The organism is Ideonella azotifigens (assembly GCF_021043325.1).
GTDB lineage: Bacteria > Pseudomonadota > Gammaproteobacteria > Burkholderiales > Burkholderiaceae_C > Ideonella > Ideonella azotifigens.
This window is the reverse complement of record NZ_JAJNKD010000013.1, coordinates 61,108-76,171: the sequence shown is the minus strand read 5'-3', so window position 1 is coordinate 76,171 and position 15,064 is coordinate 61,108. Positions and strand designations below refer to the sequence as shown.

The following is a 15,064-nucleotide window of genomic DNA, read 5'->3' as shown; positions in this document are numbered from 1 at the left end:
ACCATGTCCCTGGTCCGAAAACGATTCATCCTGCGGGGCGGCCTGGCCGCATTGGGCGCGAGTCTGCTGATGCCTGTCTTTGCTGGCCCCCTGAAAGACGCCATCGTCGACCGCATGCTGACGCGCAAGCTGGAGCAGGCGCAAGAAGGTGGCGCCGCGGCAATGGAAGGGCAGATGCTGCCCGTGCCGCTGCCGCCCGGCGCGCGTCTGGAGAAGGATTTCAGCTACGGCAGCGATCCGGCGCAGAAGATGGACATCTACATCCCCCAGCACACGGGGCTGGCGCCGGTGATCTTCATGGTGCACGGTGGCGCCTGGATGGTCGGTGACAAGGGCATGTCCAAGGTCATCATCAACAAGGCCGCGCGATGGCTGCCCAAGGGCTATGTGATCGTGTCGGTCAACTACCCGATGCTGCCGAATTCGCCTGTCGACCAGCAGGCCCGCGACGTCGCCAAGGCCCTGTCCGTGGCCCAGGCCAACGCAGTCAGCTGGGGGGCAGATGCCTCCCGCTTTGTGCTGATGGGCCATTCGGCCGGTGCACATCTGGTGACGCTGCTCTCGGCCGACCCGCAGATCGCCTACGGCGCCGGGGCCAAACCCTGGCTTGGTACCGTGTCGCTGGACAGTGCATCGATGGACGTGGTCAAGACCATGGAAGACAAGCACTACAGCTTCTATGACAAGGTCTTCGGCAGCGACCCGAACTTCTGGCGCCAGGTTTCGCCGTACCACCGCCTGACCAAGGCGCCGCCGGGCCCGGTGCTGATGGTCTGCGGCACCGGCCGCGCCGACTCCTGCCCACAGGCCCAGGCCTTTGCGCAGAAGGTCATCTCTCTGGGCGGCAAGGCCACGGTGCTGCCGCAGGGCATGAACCATGGCGACATCAACGGCAAGCTGGGTGAGCCGGGTGCGTACACCGACACTGTCGAGAACTTCCTGCGCAGCCTGGGCGTGAGCTGAGCCTGCGGGTATTTCGGCAGGTCACCCGCGTGACAGCTGCCGGAGCGCCACAGGCGCACACTTGCCGCCATGGGAAGTGTCTACCTCGTTCGCCATGGCCAAGCCTCGTTCGGCGCGGCTGACTATGACCAGCTGAGCCCCCTAGGCGAGCAGCAATGCCAGCGCCTGGGGGCTTACTTCGCGGCGCGTGGCCAGCGCTTCGACGCGGTCTACACCGGCACGCTGAAGCGCCATGCACAGTCGCTGGCGGCCATCGCCAAAGGCATGGGCACGCCGTTGACCCCGCGCATGCGACCCGGGTTGGACGAGTACCTGCCCGAAGCTTTGGTGCGTGCAGTGCATACCGGCGAATTGCCGAAAGTGGGCACACCCGACGCGGTGCGGGCTCACTTCCGGCTGCTGCGCCAGGGGCTGCTGGCCTGGATGCAGGGTGAAAGCTCGCCCGAAGGCATGCCGACCTACCGCGGCTTTGTCGACGGCGTGCAGCTCGCGCTGCGCGATGCGCAAACCCACCACGAAGGTCAGGTGCTGATCGTTTCCAGCGGCGGGCCGATCTCGGTCGCCGTGGGCCATTTGCTCGGCGCCTCTTCAGCCGCCATCGTCGAGCTGAACCTGCGCATTCGCAACAGCGCCGTCACCGAGCTGGTCGCCGGTCATCGCGGCCATTTGCTGCTGAGCTTCAACACCTTGCCGCACCTGGACGACGCCGAAGGCCGCGCGCTGCAGACCTACGCCTGAGCAGGCGGCCACCTTCAGTGAAGCGCGGCACCCGCGGCGGCTGGATGCCGAACCGGACTGGCGCTTGCATCGACGGTGCCGGCTGCGTGGTCCAGCACCTGCCAGCCTGGTAGCCGCAGCCGGCTGACCTGATTCAGCAAAGCCTCTGTTTGCGTCGCGCTCAACTGCGAAGCAAAGCGTTGCCAGGCAACCAGCACCTTGCCATCCAATGCAGCATCTTCCAGCCGCTCGCGCCATTGCACCGGCGTGGTCGGGCGGCCGCCTTCCCAGACGCGCGGCAGCAGGCGGTGCAGCCACAGGTGGAAGGCGCGGCGCAGCGCGGCATTGGGCAAGGCATCCACCAACCGGCCGACGCGCAGGCCCCAATCGGGCTGCGCCAGCTGCAACATGGCCAGCGCTTGCAGACCTTGCAGCGGGTTGGCCAGCAGCACGCGGTTCGGCGGCAGCGCGGCCATGGGCATGTCCGTCAGTGTTTCCGCTGGCAGCGGGGTGACCAGGGCCATCAGCGCGGCCAACCGGGTCCATTCAGCTGCGCTGAGGCCTTCGGTCATGCCGTCCACCTCGGCGCGCGCCTGGCCGATGCGGGCCTGGACCTGCGCCAGGCTGAGCTGGGCGCGGGCCTTGGCGGCCTCCGGGCTCAGCGCGACCAGTTGGCCGGCCGTGTAGGCACCGGCTGGCGCCAGCGGCGTGATGTGGGCCTCGGCCAGGCTGAGCGACCGGCGCGCCACCGGGCAGCGGCTCACGGCCAGCTGGCGCAGGTAATGCGGCGTCAGTTGCAGTGTGTCGAAGGCCTGCCGGTGCTGCCAGGCGTGCAGGCGCAGCTGCAGCCAGATGCGCACGGCAGGGTCGGCACGGCGGGTGCGACCGCTGAAGCCTGGCTGTGCCAGCGCCCAGCCCTGGCGCACCGGGTGACCTGGCAGCAGGTGCTGTGCCGGCGGCACCACGCCGTAGCGCGCGTGTTCCTGGCCGATCTCGAAGCCGGCGCCGAACTCGTCGTCCGAGCTGGCCAGGCCGCCGTGGGTGGGTGGCGTGCCGCGGAAGCTGATCGGCAAGGGCGCGGGTGGCAGCGCCGAGTTCTGGGCGGGCATGTCGAAAGCGAAAGCGGTCTGGGCCATGGTGCAAAACTCCTGAAAGTCGTTTCGGTCGGCGGTACGGCCCGCCGGGCGCTGGGGCGGAAGGCCCTGTTCACGATAGGAGCCAGTTTGTGCGGCCCTGGGCTCATGGCATGAGCCAGCCAAAGCACTGTGGATAAAAACAGACTGGGGAATGCGCTATGCTGGAGGCTCAAGCCATGAGCCTTGCATGCGCTAGCAGTGACGCCGCGGGGCGGCTTGAGGCGATGCCTGGCCAGTTCTTCACCGCGTGGTTGCCCGATGAACAAGACTGAACGCTTCTACAAGATCGAAGTGCTGATTCGCAGCCGCGGCGGTGTCAGCTTCGAGACCCTGCTGGACGAGCTGGAGGTCTCGCGCGCCACGCTCAAGCGCGACCTGCAGTACCTGCGCGAGCGCATGGACGCCCCCATCGTCTACGACCGCCACGACAACCTCTACCGCTTCGAAGACGGTGGCAGTGCGGGCGGCGAGGTGTCGCACCAGTTGCCAGGCGTCTGGTTCAGCGAGACGGAGATCCACGCGCTGCTGACCATGCACCAGCTGATCGCCGGGCTGGACTCGGGCGGCGTGCTGGGGCGCCACCTGCAGCCGCTGCAGGACAAACTCAACAGCATGCTGGGCACGGGAGAAAGCGCCTCGCGCGAGCTGATGAAGCGCGTCAAGATCGTCAACCCGGCGCGGCGCGCCGTGCCTGGCCGCTGGTTCGAATCGGTCGGCAGTGCCTTGCTGACCCGGCGCCGGCTGGACCTGAGCTACTTCAGCCGTGGCCGCAAGACCGAGTCGCAGCGCATTGTTTCCCCGCAGCGCCTGCTGCATTACCGCAACACCTGGTACCTGGACGCCTGGTGCCACAGCAGCGAAGGCTTGCGGCGTTTTGCGATGGATGCAGTGCGTTCAGCCAGGCTGCTGGACCAGCGCGCCAAAGACGTCAGCCTGAAGACGGTTGAGGCCGAGCTGGACGGCGGCTACGGCATCTTCAGTGGCCACAAACTCAGCTGGGCTACCTTGCAGTTCACGCCCGAGACTGCCCTCTGGGTGGCGCAGGAAGAGTGGCACCCTAAGCAGGAGCAGCGCGAGATGGCCGATGGCAGCCTGCAGCTGAAGTTGCCGTATGCAGACGCGACCGAGCTGATCATGGACATCCTGCGCCACGGGCCTCAGGTCAAGGTGCTGTCGCCAGCCTCGCTGGTGAAGCAGGTCTCCGAGCGACTTCGCGAAGCTGCGTCGCGCTACGACGCCTGAGCCTTTTCCGCGTTCGTCACAAGCCGCCAGCCTGGGAAAACCCGTGACCGGATTTGTGTCGCTTGCGCATATCTTCATTACCTGACCGACCGGTCGAACTATTCGGTTCGAGTGCCGGCGAAAAGGCGCCGTGAAGACGTGAAGGCCGGCAGGGCCAGGAAAGGCAGCAGTACGCATGGATGGTTCGATCGCCAGCATCCTGGCCCTGGATGGCATCACCAACGGGGCCGTGTATGCCTTGTTGGCGTTGGCCATCGTGCTGCTGTTTGCCGTGACCCGCGTGATCTTCATCCCGCAGGGCGAGTTCGTGGCCTTTGGCGCGCTGACGCTGGCGCTGCTGCAGACCGGCGCGGTGCCGGGCACTGTCTGGCTGCTGCTGCTGCTGGCGGCCGGTGTCGCGCTGGGTGAGCTGGTCAATGGCTGGCGCCAGCGTCGTTCGGCCAAGGCCTTGCTGCTGGCCGCGCTGCGCACGCTGGCCTGGCCCATCGCGATTTCACTGCTGACCATCTGGGCCGCGCCACGGCACTGGCCGCTGCTGGCCCAGGCCGCGCTGACGCTGGCCGTGGTCACGCCGCTGGGCAGCCTGGTCTACCGCGCGGCCTACGAATCGCTGGCAGACGCCAGCGTGCTGGTGCTGCTCATCGTGTCGGTTGGTGTGCACTTTGTGCTGACCGGTCTTGGCCTCTATTTCTTCGGCGCCGAGGGCTACCGCAACCCGCCGTTCTGGGACGAACGCTTCAACGCCGGTCCGCTGATGCTCAGCGGCCAGACGCTGATCGTGCTGGCGGCGTCCTTCGCGCTGATCGTCATGTTGTGGCTGTTCTTCGAGCGCAGCCTGTGGGGCAAGGCCTTGCGGGCGACCGCGGTGAACCGGCTGGGCGCGCGGCTGATGGGCATTTCAAGCGGCAGTGCAGGGCGCTTGTCGTTTTCGATGGCGGCCTTCATCGGCGCGCTGTCCGGCCTGCTGATCGGGCCGACGACCACGGTGTTCTACGACTCCGGCTTCCTGATCGGCCTGAAAGGCTTTGTCGCCGCGGTCTTCGGCGGGCTGGCCAGCTATCCCTTGGCCTTGGTCGGCGCGTTGGGCGTGGGCCTGCTGGAAAGCTTCGGCTCGTTCTGGGCCAGCGCGTTCAAGGAGGTGATCGTGTTCTCGGCCATCCTGCCGGTGCTGCTGTGGCGCTCGCTGCGCGACCCGCATGGCGAGGAGCACTGAGATGGCGGTTTTCTCTCCGCAAGTTGCCGCTGGCGCACGGCGCCCGTCCCGGCTGCAGGCCTCGCGGCTGCCGGTGTTCTGCCTGCTGATGCTGGCCGCGCCGCTGCTGCCGCTGCCGGACTTCTGGATCACCCAGCTGAACTACATCGGCCTGGCATCCCTCGTCTCGCTGGGCCTGGTGCTGCTGACCGGCGTGGCCGGGCTGACCTCGTTTGGCCAGGCGGCGTTTGTCGGCGTGAGCGCCTACAGCACGGCCTGGCTGACGCTCAATGCCGGCCTGTCGCCATGGCTCACGCTGTTCATCGGCGTGGGGCTGGCGGTGCTGGTGGCGCTGGTGCTGGGCCTGATCACGCTGCGCATGTCCGGCCACTACCTGCCGCTGGCAACGATTGCCTGGGGCCTGGCGCTGAACTTCGGCATGGCCAACATGGCCTTCCTCGGCAAGTACGACGGGCTGCAAGGCATTGCGCCGTTGACCTTGTTCGGCCATAGCCTGGCCGATGGGCGCTCGATGTGCAGCCTGATATGGCTGGTCGCGCTGGCGGCCGCCGTGGCGCTGAATCACCTGCTGGACTCGCGCCCGGGCCGCGCGCTGCGGGCGCTGAACGGCGGCGCGATGATGGCCGAGGCCATGGGCATCTCGACCTTCCGCTACAAGCTGACCGCCTTTGTGCTGGCCGCCGTGCTGGCGGCGCTTTCGGGCTGGCTGTTCGCCCACTTCCAGCGCAGCGTGAACCCCACGCCGTTCGGCCTCAACAAGGGCGTTGAATACCTGTTCATGGCGGTGCTGGGCGGCGTCGGCCAAGTCTGGGGCGCGTTCACCGGTGCGGCCATGGTCGTGCTGCTGACCGACAAGTTGCAGACCTTGCTGCCGGCCCTGCTGGGCAGCAGCGGCAATTTCGAGGTGATTGTCTTTGGCATCGTGCTGGTGGCCACGCTGAAGTACGCGCCCAACGGCCTGTGGCCCTTCATCCAGCGCTGGTGGCCGCCGGCGCAGCGGGTGCGGGACTGGGAAGGCGCACCGCCGCTGCCGTCCCGCCCCAAGCCGGCCCCAGGCGAGCCGTTGCTGGAGGCCAGGGCGCTGCGCAAGCAGTTCGGCGGGCTGGTGGCGGTCAACGGCGTGAACTTCTCGCTGAAGGCCGGCGAGATCATGGGCTTGATCGGGCCGAACGGCGCCGGCAAGTCCACCACCTTCAACCTGGTTTCGGGCGTGCTGTCGCTGACCAGCGGCGAGGTGCTGTTCCGCGGCGAGGCGATTGCCGGCCTGAGCTCTCGGGCCATTGCGCGGCGCGGCATGAGCCGCACCTTCCAGCACGTCAAGATGGTGCCGGACATGACGGTGCTGGAAAACGTCGCGCTGGGCGGCTACCTGCGCAGCAGCGGCGGCCTGCTGCGCGCCATGCTGCGGCTGGACCGCGCCGAGGAGCGCCAGTTGCTGGCCGAGGCCGAGCGGCAGCTTCGTCGCATCGGCATGGCCGAGCTGATGTTCGAGCGCGCCGGCAACCTGGCGCTGGGGCCGCAGCGCTTGATGGAGATTGCCCGCGCGCTGTGCACCGATCCGTCGCTGCTGTTGCTGGATGAACCTGCCGCCGGCCTGCGGCTGAAGGAAAAGCAGGCGCTGGCCGAGGTGCTGCGCCAGCTGAAGCAGGAAGGCCTGTCCATTCTGCTGGTCGAGCACGACATGGACTTCGTGATGGGCCTGGTCGACCACCTCACGGTGATGGAGTTCGGCACCTGGCTGATGGCCGGTACGCCGGCCGAAGTGCAGGCGAGTCCAGCCGTGCGCGCGGCCTACCTGGGCACGGAGCATTGAAGTGAAACACCCCCTACCGGCTTCGCCGGCCCCTCAAGGGGGCGCGCCCGCAGGACCGGCAAAGCCGGATCCTGGAGCGCTGCTGGCTTGGGTCGGTTTCCTGTGTCGCGGGTGCTGCCCGGGAGCGTGGAGCAACTGAAATGAGCAGCAGCAGTTCAATCCTCAATGTGCAAGGCCTGCATGCCGGCTACGGCCGTGCCGAGGTCCTGTCCGGCCTGGACCTGCAGGTTGGCCGCGGCGCAGTCGTCACCGTCATTGGACCGAATGGCGCAGGCAAGTCCACCACGCTCAATGCGCTCATGGGCGTGCTGCCCTCGCGCGGCAGCATCGTCTTCGACGGGCTGGAGCTGGCCGGCAGCACGCTGGAAGAGCGGGTGATGGCCGGCCTGGCGCTGGTGCCCGAAAAGCGCGAGCTGTTCGGCACCATGCCGGTGGAAGACAACCTGGTGCTGGGCGGCTTTCGGCCGATGCGCCAGCGCGTGCCCGGCTGGCGCAGCACGCTGGACGAGGTCTACACGCTGTTCCCGCGCCTGAAGGAGCGCCGCCTACAACTGGCCGGCACGCTCTCCGGCGGCGAGCGTCAGATGCTGGCCGTCGGCCGTGCCTTGATGAGCCGGCCCAAGCTGATGATGCTGGATGAGCCCAGCCTGGGCCTGGCGCCGCTGGTGGTGCGCGAGATCTTCCGCACCATCAGCGCGCTGCGCGCCACCGGCGTCAGCATCCTGCTGATCGAGCAGAACGCCCGCGCGGCGCTGGAAGTGGCCGACCACGGCTACGTGCTCGAAACCGGCGCGCTGGCGCTTCAAGGGCCGGCATCCGAACTCGCCACCGACCCGCGTGTGATCGACACCTACCTCGGTGCGGCGCGAGCGGCCTGACCGCTCGCACGCTGGGCTAAAGTCTGCCGAATGAACAAGGCCTTCACCAAGGAGCCCGAGGGCGACGACGATGACGATGACGGCGGCGGCCTGCCGCCGCTGCCCGCGGGTGGCAAGAACTACATGACGCCGGCAGGCCACACGGCGCTGCGCACCGAGCTGCTGCAGCTGATCGACGAGGAGCGGCCGAAGATCGTCGAGATCGTGCATTGGGCCGCGTCCAACGGCGACCGCTCGGAAAACGGCGACTACATCTACGGCAAGAAGCGGCTGCGCGAGATCGACCGCCGCATCCGCTTCCTGACCAAGCGGCTGGACATTGCCGAAGTGGCCGATCCGTCAGCCCACCATGGCAGCGACCAGATATTCTTCGGCGCGACGGTGACCTACGCCAACAGCAAGGGCGAAGAGCGCACCATCACGATCAAGGGCATCGACGAGGTCGACCACCTGGCCGGCGAAGTCAGCTGGATCTCGCCGATCGCGCGTGCGCTGGTGAAGGCGCGCGAGGGTGACGAGGTCACACTGATGACGCCTGGCGGCGCCGAGACGCTGGAAGTGCTGGAAGTGAAGTACCCGAAACCGGGAAACTGACGCGGGCCAGCGCAGGGCCGCCCCAAGCGGGCCCGCTACCCGCCTGGCGGGTGGTGATGCGTACTCGCATCACCGGGTGCTCACATTTCGGGTTAAGGGCGCACGCGCTGGGCTCTGAGCACCGTGGGGTTGCGCTTCAGCGTCCTGAGCACATCGGCCAGGTGCAGCCGGTCGCGCACGCTGACCAGCAGCCGCATCTCGGCCGTTTCGCCCACCGCTTCATCGCCCATGTCAATGTGCGTGATGTCCGCCTCGGCACTGCTGACGGCCTGCGCGACCTGCGCCAGCACACCCTTGCTGTTGCGCATCAGCACGGTGATGGCGGTTTCGAACGCGCGGGTTGGCTCTTCGGCCCATTCCACCTGCATCCAGCGCTCGGGGTCGCGCTCATAGAGGCGTTTGCCAACTTGGCAGTCGGCGGTGTGCACCAGCAGGCCTTCGCCACGGCCCAGGTAGCCGACGATGTCGTCGCCGGGAATCGGCCGGCAACAAGGTGCCAGCGAGACCGAAGCGCCTTCAGCGCCGTCGATCACCACCAGGCCCTGCGCGGGGGTGTTTTCGTCATGGCCATAGCGGCCCATGCTGAGCATCACCGCATCAGGTTTCTGGCCTTGTTCGCGCAGCGACTGCGCGACGCGCTTGGCGACGATGGTCGCGATCTTCTTGCCCAGGCCGATGTCGATCAGCAGCTCGGCCTGCGTGCGGTTGCCGCTCCAGCGCAGCAGCGCCGGCCAGATCGAAGGTGGCTCGCCTGCGGCCGGCTCGCGCGCCGGCATCGTCAGGCCCTCGGCCCGCAGCGCCTGCGACAGCATCTTGTGCCCCAGCGCCTGCGATTCCTCCAGCTCCATGTTCTTCAGGTAATGGCGGATCTTCGAGCGCGCGCGGCCGGTGCGCACGAAGTTCAGCCAGGCCGGGTTGGGCCGCGCGCCGGGGGCGGTCAGCACTTCCACCACGTCGCCCGAGCGCAGCTCGGCGCGCAGCGTGGAGGCTTCGCCATTGATCTTCGCGGCCACGCAATGGTCGCCCACGTCAGAGTGGATCGCGTAGGCGAAGTCCACCGGCGTGGCGCCGCGTGGCAGCGCCAGGATCTTGCTCTTGGGCGTGAAGACGTAGACGGCGTCCGGCACCAGGTCGATCTTCACGTGCTCCAGGAACTCGGCCGCGTCGCGCGTCTCGTCCTGGATGTCCAGCAGGGACTTCAGCCACAGCGCGCCCAGGCGCTGCGCCACGTCGCCGGGGTTGGCGTCCCGGCCGACCTTGTAGAGCCAGTGCGCGGCGATGCCGGCCTCGGCCACCGCGTGCATTTCCTCGGTGCGGATCTGGAACTCCACCGCCGTGCCAAGCGGGCTCACCAGCGTGGTGTGCAGCGACTTGTAGCCGTTGGGCTTGGGAATCGCGATGTAGTCCTTGAAGCGGCCCGGCACCGGCTTGTAAAGCTGGTGCAGCACGCCCAGCGCGAGGTAACACTCCGGCAGCGTGGGCACGACGATGCGAAAGCCGAAGATGTCGCTGACCTGCGCAAAGCCGGCGTGCTTCTCGCGCATCTTGCGGTAGATCGAATAGACCGTCTTCTCGCGCCCGCTGACCTCGGCCTTCATCTTGTTGTGCACAAAGGCCTTGCCCACGTCGTCCTGCACGCGGGTCACGATGTCGCGCCGGTAGCCACGCGCGCGCAGCACGGCCTTTTCCAGTGCCGCGTGGCGCCAGGGGTTGATGTAGGCGAACGACAGCTCCTGCAGCTCGCGGTAGGTCTGGTTCAGTCCCAGGCGGTGGGCGATGGGCGCGTAGATGTCTAGCGTCTCGCGGGCGATGCGGGCGCGCTTGTTGACGGCCATCGCCGCCATGGTGCGCATGTTGTGCAGCCGGTCGGCCAGCTTGATCAGGATGACGCGCACATCGCGCGACATCGCCAGCAGCATCTTGCGGAAGGACTCGGCGTCGCTTTCCGCGCGGGTCGAGAACTGCAGCTTGTCCAGCTTGGTGAGGCCATCCACCAGCTCGGCCGTCGGCGCGCCAAAGCGCTCGATCAGCTCGACCTTGGTGATGCCGCAATCTTCCATCGCGTCGTGCATCAGCGCGGCCATGATGGCCTGCGCGTCCAGTTTCCAGTCGGCTACCAGGCTGGCCACCGCGATCGGGTGCGTGATGTAGGGCTGGCCGCTGGCGCGGAACTGGCCCAGGTGGGCCTGGTCGGCGAACTTGTAGGCGTCGCGCACCTTTTTCAGGTCGGACTTGCCCAGGTAGCCCAGTTTGTCGGCCAGGTCGGCAAATGTGTTGACCTCCACCGGGGTCTGTCCGGTGGTCACGGTGGGCAGCCGCGGCCGACCCTGCAGTGCGGAAGGCAGGAGGTCGGCGGCGAAGGAACGAATACCCATGCCTGGAATTTAGCCCATAACCCGGGCCGGCCGCGGCGATCTGCGAGGGGCCGTACCCGACCGCAGGGCTTTGCGGGCTTTGTTGCCGCCGGAAAGCAAAACGGGCACCAAGTGGCGCCCGTTTGGGATGGCAGGCCGGCGTTGCAGCTGGCATGCAGTGAGCCGGAAGCTCAGGTCGGAACCTTGCGCAGCATCTCGATGCCGACTTCGCCAGCGGCGATTTCGCGCAGCGCGGTCACGCCAGGCTTGTTCTTCGACTCGACCTTGGGCGTGTGGCCCTGGCTCAGCATGCGTGCCCGGTAGGTCGCGGCCAACACCAGCTGGAAGCGGTTGGGAATCTTGACGAGGCAGTCTTCAACGGTGATGCGGGCCATGGGGTATCCAGGTCAGGAAAAGCAGGCAGTGAGCCCTGCGGGGCCTGAAGCGTCAGCCCAAATCCAGTGCAGTGAACACGGCGGACTTGGCGCGGCGCTGTGCCGCATACTTCAGGCGCTGCGAGTGCACCACGGTTTTCAAATCGAAAAGCGCGGTCTCGAATAAGCCGTTGATTATAACGTAGTTGAAATGCCGGGCCTGGGCCACCTCATGGCGGGCGTTCACCATGCGCTGGGCGATCACCTCCGGCGGGTCCTCGCCGCGGCGAGCCAGCCGCTGCGCCAGCTCTTCCCAGCTGGGCGGCAGGATGAAGATCAGCACCGCGTACGGGAACAGCTGCTTGATCTGCAGCGCGCCTTGCCAGTCGATCTCCAGCACCACGTCTTCGCCGGACATCAGGCGCGACTCGATGCCGATGCGCGAGGTGCCATAGCGGTTGCCGTGCACCTCGGCCCATTCGAAGAACTCGTCCCGCTCGACCATGCCCTGGAATTCATCCAGGCTGACGAACCAGTACTCGCGCCCATGCTGCTCCTGCCCGCGCGGCGCCCGCGTGGTGTGAGAGATGGACACCTTCAGGTGCGAGTCCAGTTCCAGCAGCGCCTTGACCAAGCTGGACTTGCCGGCGCCGCTGGGGGCGGCCACCACGAAAAGATTGCCAGGGGTTTCCATCGTCGTCCGGCTTTGCTCTCTACCAAATTCACCATTTTCGGCCATTTGGGTACTGTCTGCGCCCTCGAAGACGATTTGCCGCCGCTGACCAGGACCTGAATGCGGGCCGCAGCAGAAATATTGCGCGCCAAGTGCGAGAAACAAAGGCGTGAACACAGGCCGACCGACGGCTGAGACGATGCGCGCCGTCACACACGGCAGCCCTCAAGGGCTGAGGCCATGCTATCCAGGCGCCAGGGGCAGCTCCAAGAGAAACTCTGCCCCACCCTCTGGATGATTGCTGGCCGTCAGGCGACCGCCGTGCTGTTCGACGATGCCATAGCTGATCGACAAGCCCAGGCCCGTTCCTTTCCCAACGGGCTTGGTCGTGAAGAACGGGTCGAACAGACGCGACAGGTGTTCGGGCAGGATGCCTGGCCCGTTGTCGCGCAGGCGCACGCGCACCCGGGTGTGGTCGCGCTCGACCGTGAGCCGGAGTTTGGCTTGCTTGCCGTGGGCACCCGAGGCTGCGTCGGTGCCATTCTGTAAAAGGTTCATCAGCACCTGCTGCAGCTGACCGGCGCTGCCGTTGACCACACAGGGCGGTCCGCTCTGCCAGTGCATCTCGAAGCCCGCGCCCGTGCCTTTGCGCACCCAGTGAATGGCCCGCTCGATGACCTCGTTGAGATCCACAGGCGTGCGCGCCTCCGGGTCCATTGCCGAGAAGCGCTTGAGCCCGCCCACAATGTCGGCGGTGCGCTGTGCGCCTTCGAGGGTCCCTTCGATCAGCGACGGCAGATCGCCGAGCACGTGCTCGATGCGCAAGGTCGTGCGCAGGGCCTGGAGCGCCTCAGCGTCCTGCCCGGCATGCACGGCGGCGAGGTATTGGCGCAGCCGCTCGCTGTAGCGGGCTAAGGCATGCACATTGCCGAGCACGAAGCTGATCGGGTTGTTCAGTTCGTGAGCGACGCCGGCCACAAGCCGCCCGAGCGAGGCCATTTTTTCGGAATGCAAGAGCTGCTGCTGAGCGAGCTTGAGTGACTCGTGCGCTGCCCGCAGCTCGTGGTAGGCGCGTTTGATCTCGGCAGTCGGGCGGCCCACGAACACCGTGCCCACACGCCGTCCATTGACGCCGACGCGCGGCGTGCAGTTGGCATCGACCGACACGCTTTGGTGATGCGGCCCGGTCAGGTTCAACTCGGTCGCCTCCCCGCCGCGTGCGGGCTTGCTGCGCGACAGGACCGCGCGCGCGCGCTCGGCGCTGGGCTCGTCCGCGAGCAGGTCGTAGAACGAGGTGCCGCGCAGTTCTGCGTCGCTGCGCCCCACGAGCTCGCACAGCGCTGCGTTGGTCTCTTCGATGCGGCCGTGTTCGTCGCAGACCAGCAGCACGTCCGACATCGCCGAGAGCACACTGAAGATGAACTGCTGCGACTGCTCGAGCTCGTTGTTCTTCTGTTCGAGCTGGATCTCGTCGTGCACGAGCTGCGAGTAGACCTCGTCCATCTTGTGGATCACGTCCAGCCAGGTCGATTCGTCCACGCCTTCCATTGCGCCATGCGGCACCAGCCCTGCGAGGCCCAGGCTGCGTCTCGCAGGTTCGTTTTCGGGGTCTGTGCCGGCCATGCTTCAACCCCGCTCAATGCACCGTGCACACCATGCACGGGTCGAACGAACGCACGATGTGCTGTACCGCGATCGGCGTGGTTTCGCCGTCGAGCACGGGCGCGCCGACGAGCGCCTGTTCCAGCGCGCCGGGTGTGCCGGCGGCGTCACGCGGCGAGAAGTTCCAGGTCGTCGGCGCCACGATCTGGTAGTTCACGATGCGCCCGCGCCGGGTCTGCACCCAGTGTCCCAGGCTGCCGCGCGCGGCTTCGCTCAGGCCCACGCCCAGGCCTTCTTCGGGCAGCGCCGTGTTCACGCAATAGGCGTCGTTCACCACCAGTTGCTGCAGCCAGCGTTCCATCATCGGCACGACCTGCGCCAGCTCCAGCAGCCGCGCCAGCACGCGCGTGTAGACCGTGCCGCCGTGGCGCGCCACCACCTCGCGCACCAGCGGGTGGGCCGACGCGAGCTGGCGTGCGATGGCGCCGGTCTCGACCACCTGGCCCCCCAGCCGCGGCGCCTTGTTCCAGGTGTACGCGTCGGCCTTGTCGGGTTCGGGCCGTGTGAGGCCGGCGCTCGGGTGCAGCGGGCCACCGGCGTCGGCCAACCAGGCGTGTGTGGCGTCTTCGCGGATCGCACCGGCATCAAGCGGGCCGAGCGCATCGGTGGCGCTTGACCACACGCCGGGCGCGAACAGGTACCCGCCGCCCGGCTGCGGGTAGGCGCCGTAGCTGAGGTAACGCTCCGGGCCGGGACCGAGTGCGGCCAGACCGGTGTCCTGCGCGACGCTCAGGAACAGGCGGAAGTCGCCGCGCCACGGGTCTTGGGCATGCCAGGCCTGCAGCTCGGCTTCGCTGCGCAGCGCGGCGATCTGCTCCAGTGGCGCCGCGAACAACTGGCGTTCCAGAAAGCTCCGGAACTCGCGCACCCGCGCCAGCAGGCGCGTGCGCTCGGCCGCTTCGACCGGGCGCGTCGACCCGCCGGGCTCGATGCTCTGCGTGTGCGGCCACTTGCCAGCCAGCGTGCCAAGCAGTTCGAACCAGCGCTGGCGTGCCGAGATCGCGGCGCGCACCTGCTCGCCGGTCTGCGGCGCGAAGCGCCGCAGCGCTTCGGCGTGCCAGGCCTTCGCGGCGTACACCGGGCGCGTGAAGTCGGGCATGAAGAACAGGTAGAAGTGCGTCAGGTGGTCGGCGAGGTTCTCGGTGGCCAGGATCACGTTGGTGATGTGCTGGCCGTTGGCCGGCATCTGCATGCCGCCCAGGTCGGCCAGCGCCCGCGCCGCCGCGACCGATTGCGACACCGAACAGATGCCGCAGATGCGCGGCACGACCACCAGCGCGTCTTGCGGCGCCTTGCCCTGCAGGATCTGCTCGAAGCCGCGGTACATCGGTGCGTTCACGCGTGCCGAGTCGACGCGCCCGTCCTTGAGCTCGAGCGTGACTTCGAGATCGCCCTCGACGCGGTTGAACGGGCCCACCAGCAAACGGGTCGTCATGCGCCGCTCA

The 15,064-nt window shown here is 67.4% G+C and carries 13 protein-coding genes; 7 read left to right on the top strand and 6 right to left on the bottom strand.

Annotation, left to right across the window (positions count from 1 at the left end; genetic code table 11):
- Positions 1 to 3: 3 nt before the first annotated feature.
- Entirely contained in the window at positions 4 to 963 is a 960-nt protein-coding gene (locus LRH25_RS23140) for an alpha/beta hydrolase (protein WP_231012361.1), read from the top strand.
- Positions 964 to 1,032: 69 nt separating this feature from the next.
- Complete coding sequence (locus tag LRH25_RS23135) at positions 1,033 to 1,701, top strand: histidine phosphatase family protein (RefSeq protein WP_141286891.1); 669 nt, start codon at positions 1,033 to 1,035, stop codon at positions 1,699 to 1,701.
- A 14-nt stretch (positions 1,702 to 1,715) separates the two neighbouring features.
- On the opposite strand, the gene LRH25_RS23130 is transcribed toward LRH25_RS23135, so the two are convergent.
- Complete coding sequence (locus LRH25_RS23130) at positions 1,716 to 2,816, bottom strand: hypothetical protein (RefSeq protein WP_231012360.1); 1,101 nt, start codon at positions 2,814 to 2,816, stop codon at positions 1,716 to 1,718.
- Positions 2,817 to 3,074: 258 nt separating this feature from the next.
- Here LRH25_RS23130 and LRH25_RS23125 point away from each other — a divergent pair, with 258 nt between their 5' ends.
- The 5 genes from LRH25_RS23125 (at position 3,075) to greB (ending at position 8,556) form a co-directional block, all read left to right on the top strand.
- Positions 3,075 to 4,058, top strand: a complete 984-nt coding sequence (locus LRH25_RS23125) for a helix-turn-helix transcriptional regulator (RefSeq protein WP_141287363.1) — start codon at positions 3,075 to 3,077, stop codon at positions 4,056 to 4,058.
- Positions 4,059 to 4,233: 175 nt separating this feature from the next.
- Positions 4,234 to 5,271: a branched-chain amino acid ABC transporter permease gene (locus LRH25_RS23120; RefSeq protein WP_141287364.1), complete on the top strand. Its 1,038-nt coding sequence runs from the start codon at positions 4,234 to 4,236 to the stop codon at positions 5,269 to 5,271.
- A gap of 1 nt (position 5,272) precedes the next feature.
- Entirely contained in the window at positions 5,273 to 7,084 is a 1,812-nt protein-coding gene (locus LRH25_RS23115; protein WP_141287365.1) for a branched-chain amino acid ABC transporter ATP-binding protein/permease, read from the top strand.
- A gap of 140 nt (positions 7,085 to 7,224) precedes the next feature.
- Complete coding sequence (locus LRH25_RS23110; protein WP_141287366.1) at positions 7,225 to 7,962, top strand: ABC transporter ATP-binding protein; 738 nt, start codon at positions 7,225 to 7,227, stop codon at positions 7,960 to 7,962.
- A 30-nt stretch (positions 7,963 to 7,992) separates the two neighbouring features.
- Entirely contained in the window at positions 7,993 to 8,556 is a 564-nt protein-coding gene (greB, locus tag LRH25_RS23105; protein WP_141287367.1) for a transcription elongation factor GreB, read from the top strand.
- A gap of 92 nt (positions 8,557 to 8,648) precedes the next feature.
- Here the strand turns inward: greB and LRH25_RS23100 are convergent, their stop codons facing one another.
- The 5 genes from LRH25_RS23100 to LRH25_RS23080 all read right to left on the bottom strand — a co-directional run bounded on the left by LRH25_RS23100 (position 8,649) and on the right by LRH25_RS23080 (position 15,054).
- Entirely contained in the window at positions 8,649 to 10,931 is a 2,283-nt protein-coding gene (locus tag LRH25_RS23100) for a RelA/SpoT family protein (RefSeq protein ID WP_141287368.1), read from the bottom strand.
- Positions 10,932 to 11,101: 170 nt separating this feature from the next.
- The gene (rpoZ, locus tag LRH25_RS23095) at positions 11,102 to 11,305 is read right to left on the bottom strand and encodes a DNA-directed RNA polymerase subunit omega (RefSeq protein ID WP_141287369.1); all 204 of its coding nucleotides are present in this window, start codon (positions 11,303 to 11,305) and stop codon (positions 11,102 to 11,104) included.
- 52 nt (positions 11,306 to 11,357) lie between these two features.
- Entirely contained in the window at positions 11,358 to 11,978 is a 621-nt protein-coding gene (gmk, locus tag LRH25_RS23090) for a guanylate kinase (protein ID WP_141287370.1), read from the bottom strand.
- A gap of 222 nt (positions 11,979 to 12,200) precedes the next feature.
- The gene (locus LRH25_RS23085; RefSeq protein ID WP_211361362.1) at positions 12,201 to 13,580 is read right to left on the bottom strand and encodes a sensor histidine kinase; all 1,380 of its coding nucleotides are present in this window, start codon (positions 13,578 to 13,580) and stop codon (positions 12,201 to 12,203) included.
- A gap of 13 nt (positions 13,581 to 13,593) precedes the next feature.
- On the bottom strand, positions 13,594 to 15,054 hold the full coding sequence (locus LRH25_RS23080; protein WP_231012358.1) for a nickel-dependent hydrogenase large subunit: 1,461 nt from the start codon (positions 15,052 to 15,054) through the stop codon (positions 13,594 to 13,596).
- Positions 15,055 to 15,064: the final 10 nt, after the last annotated feature.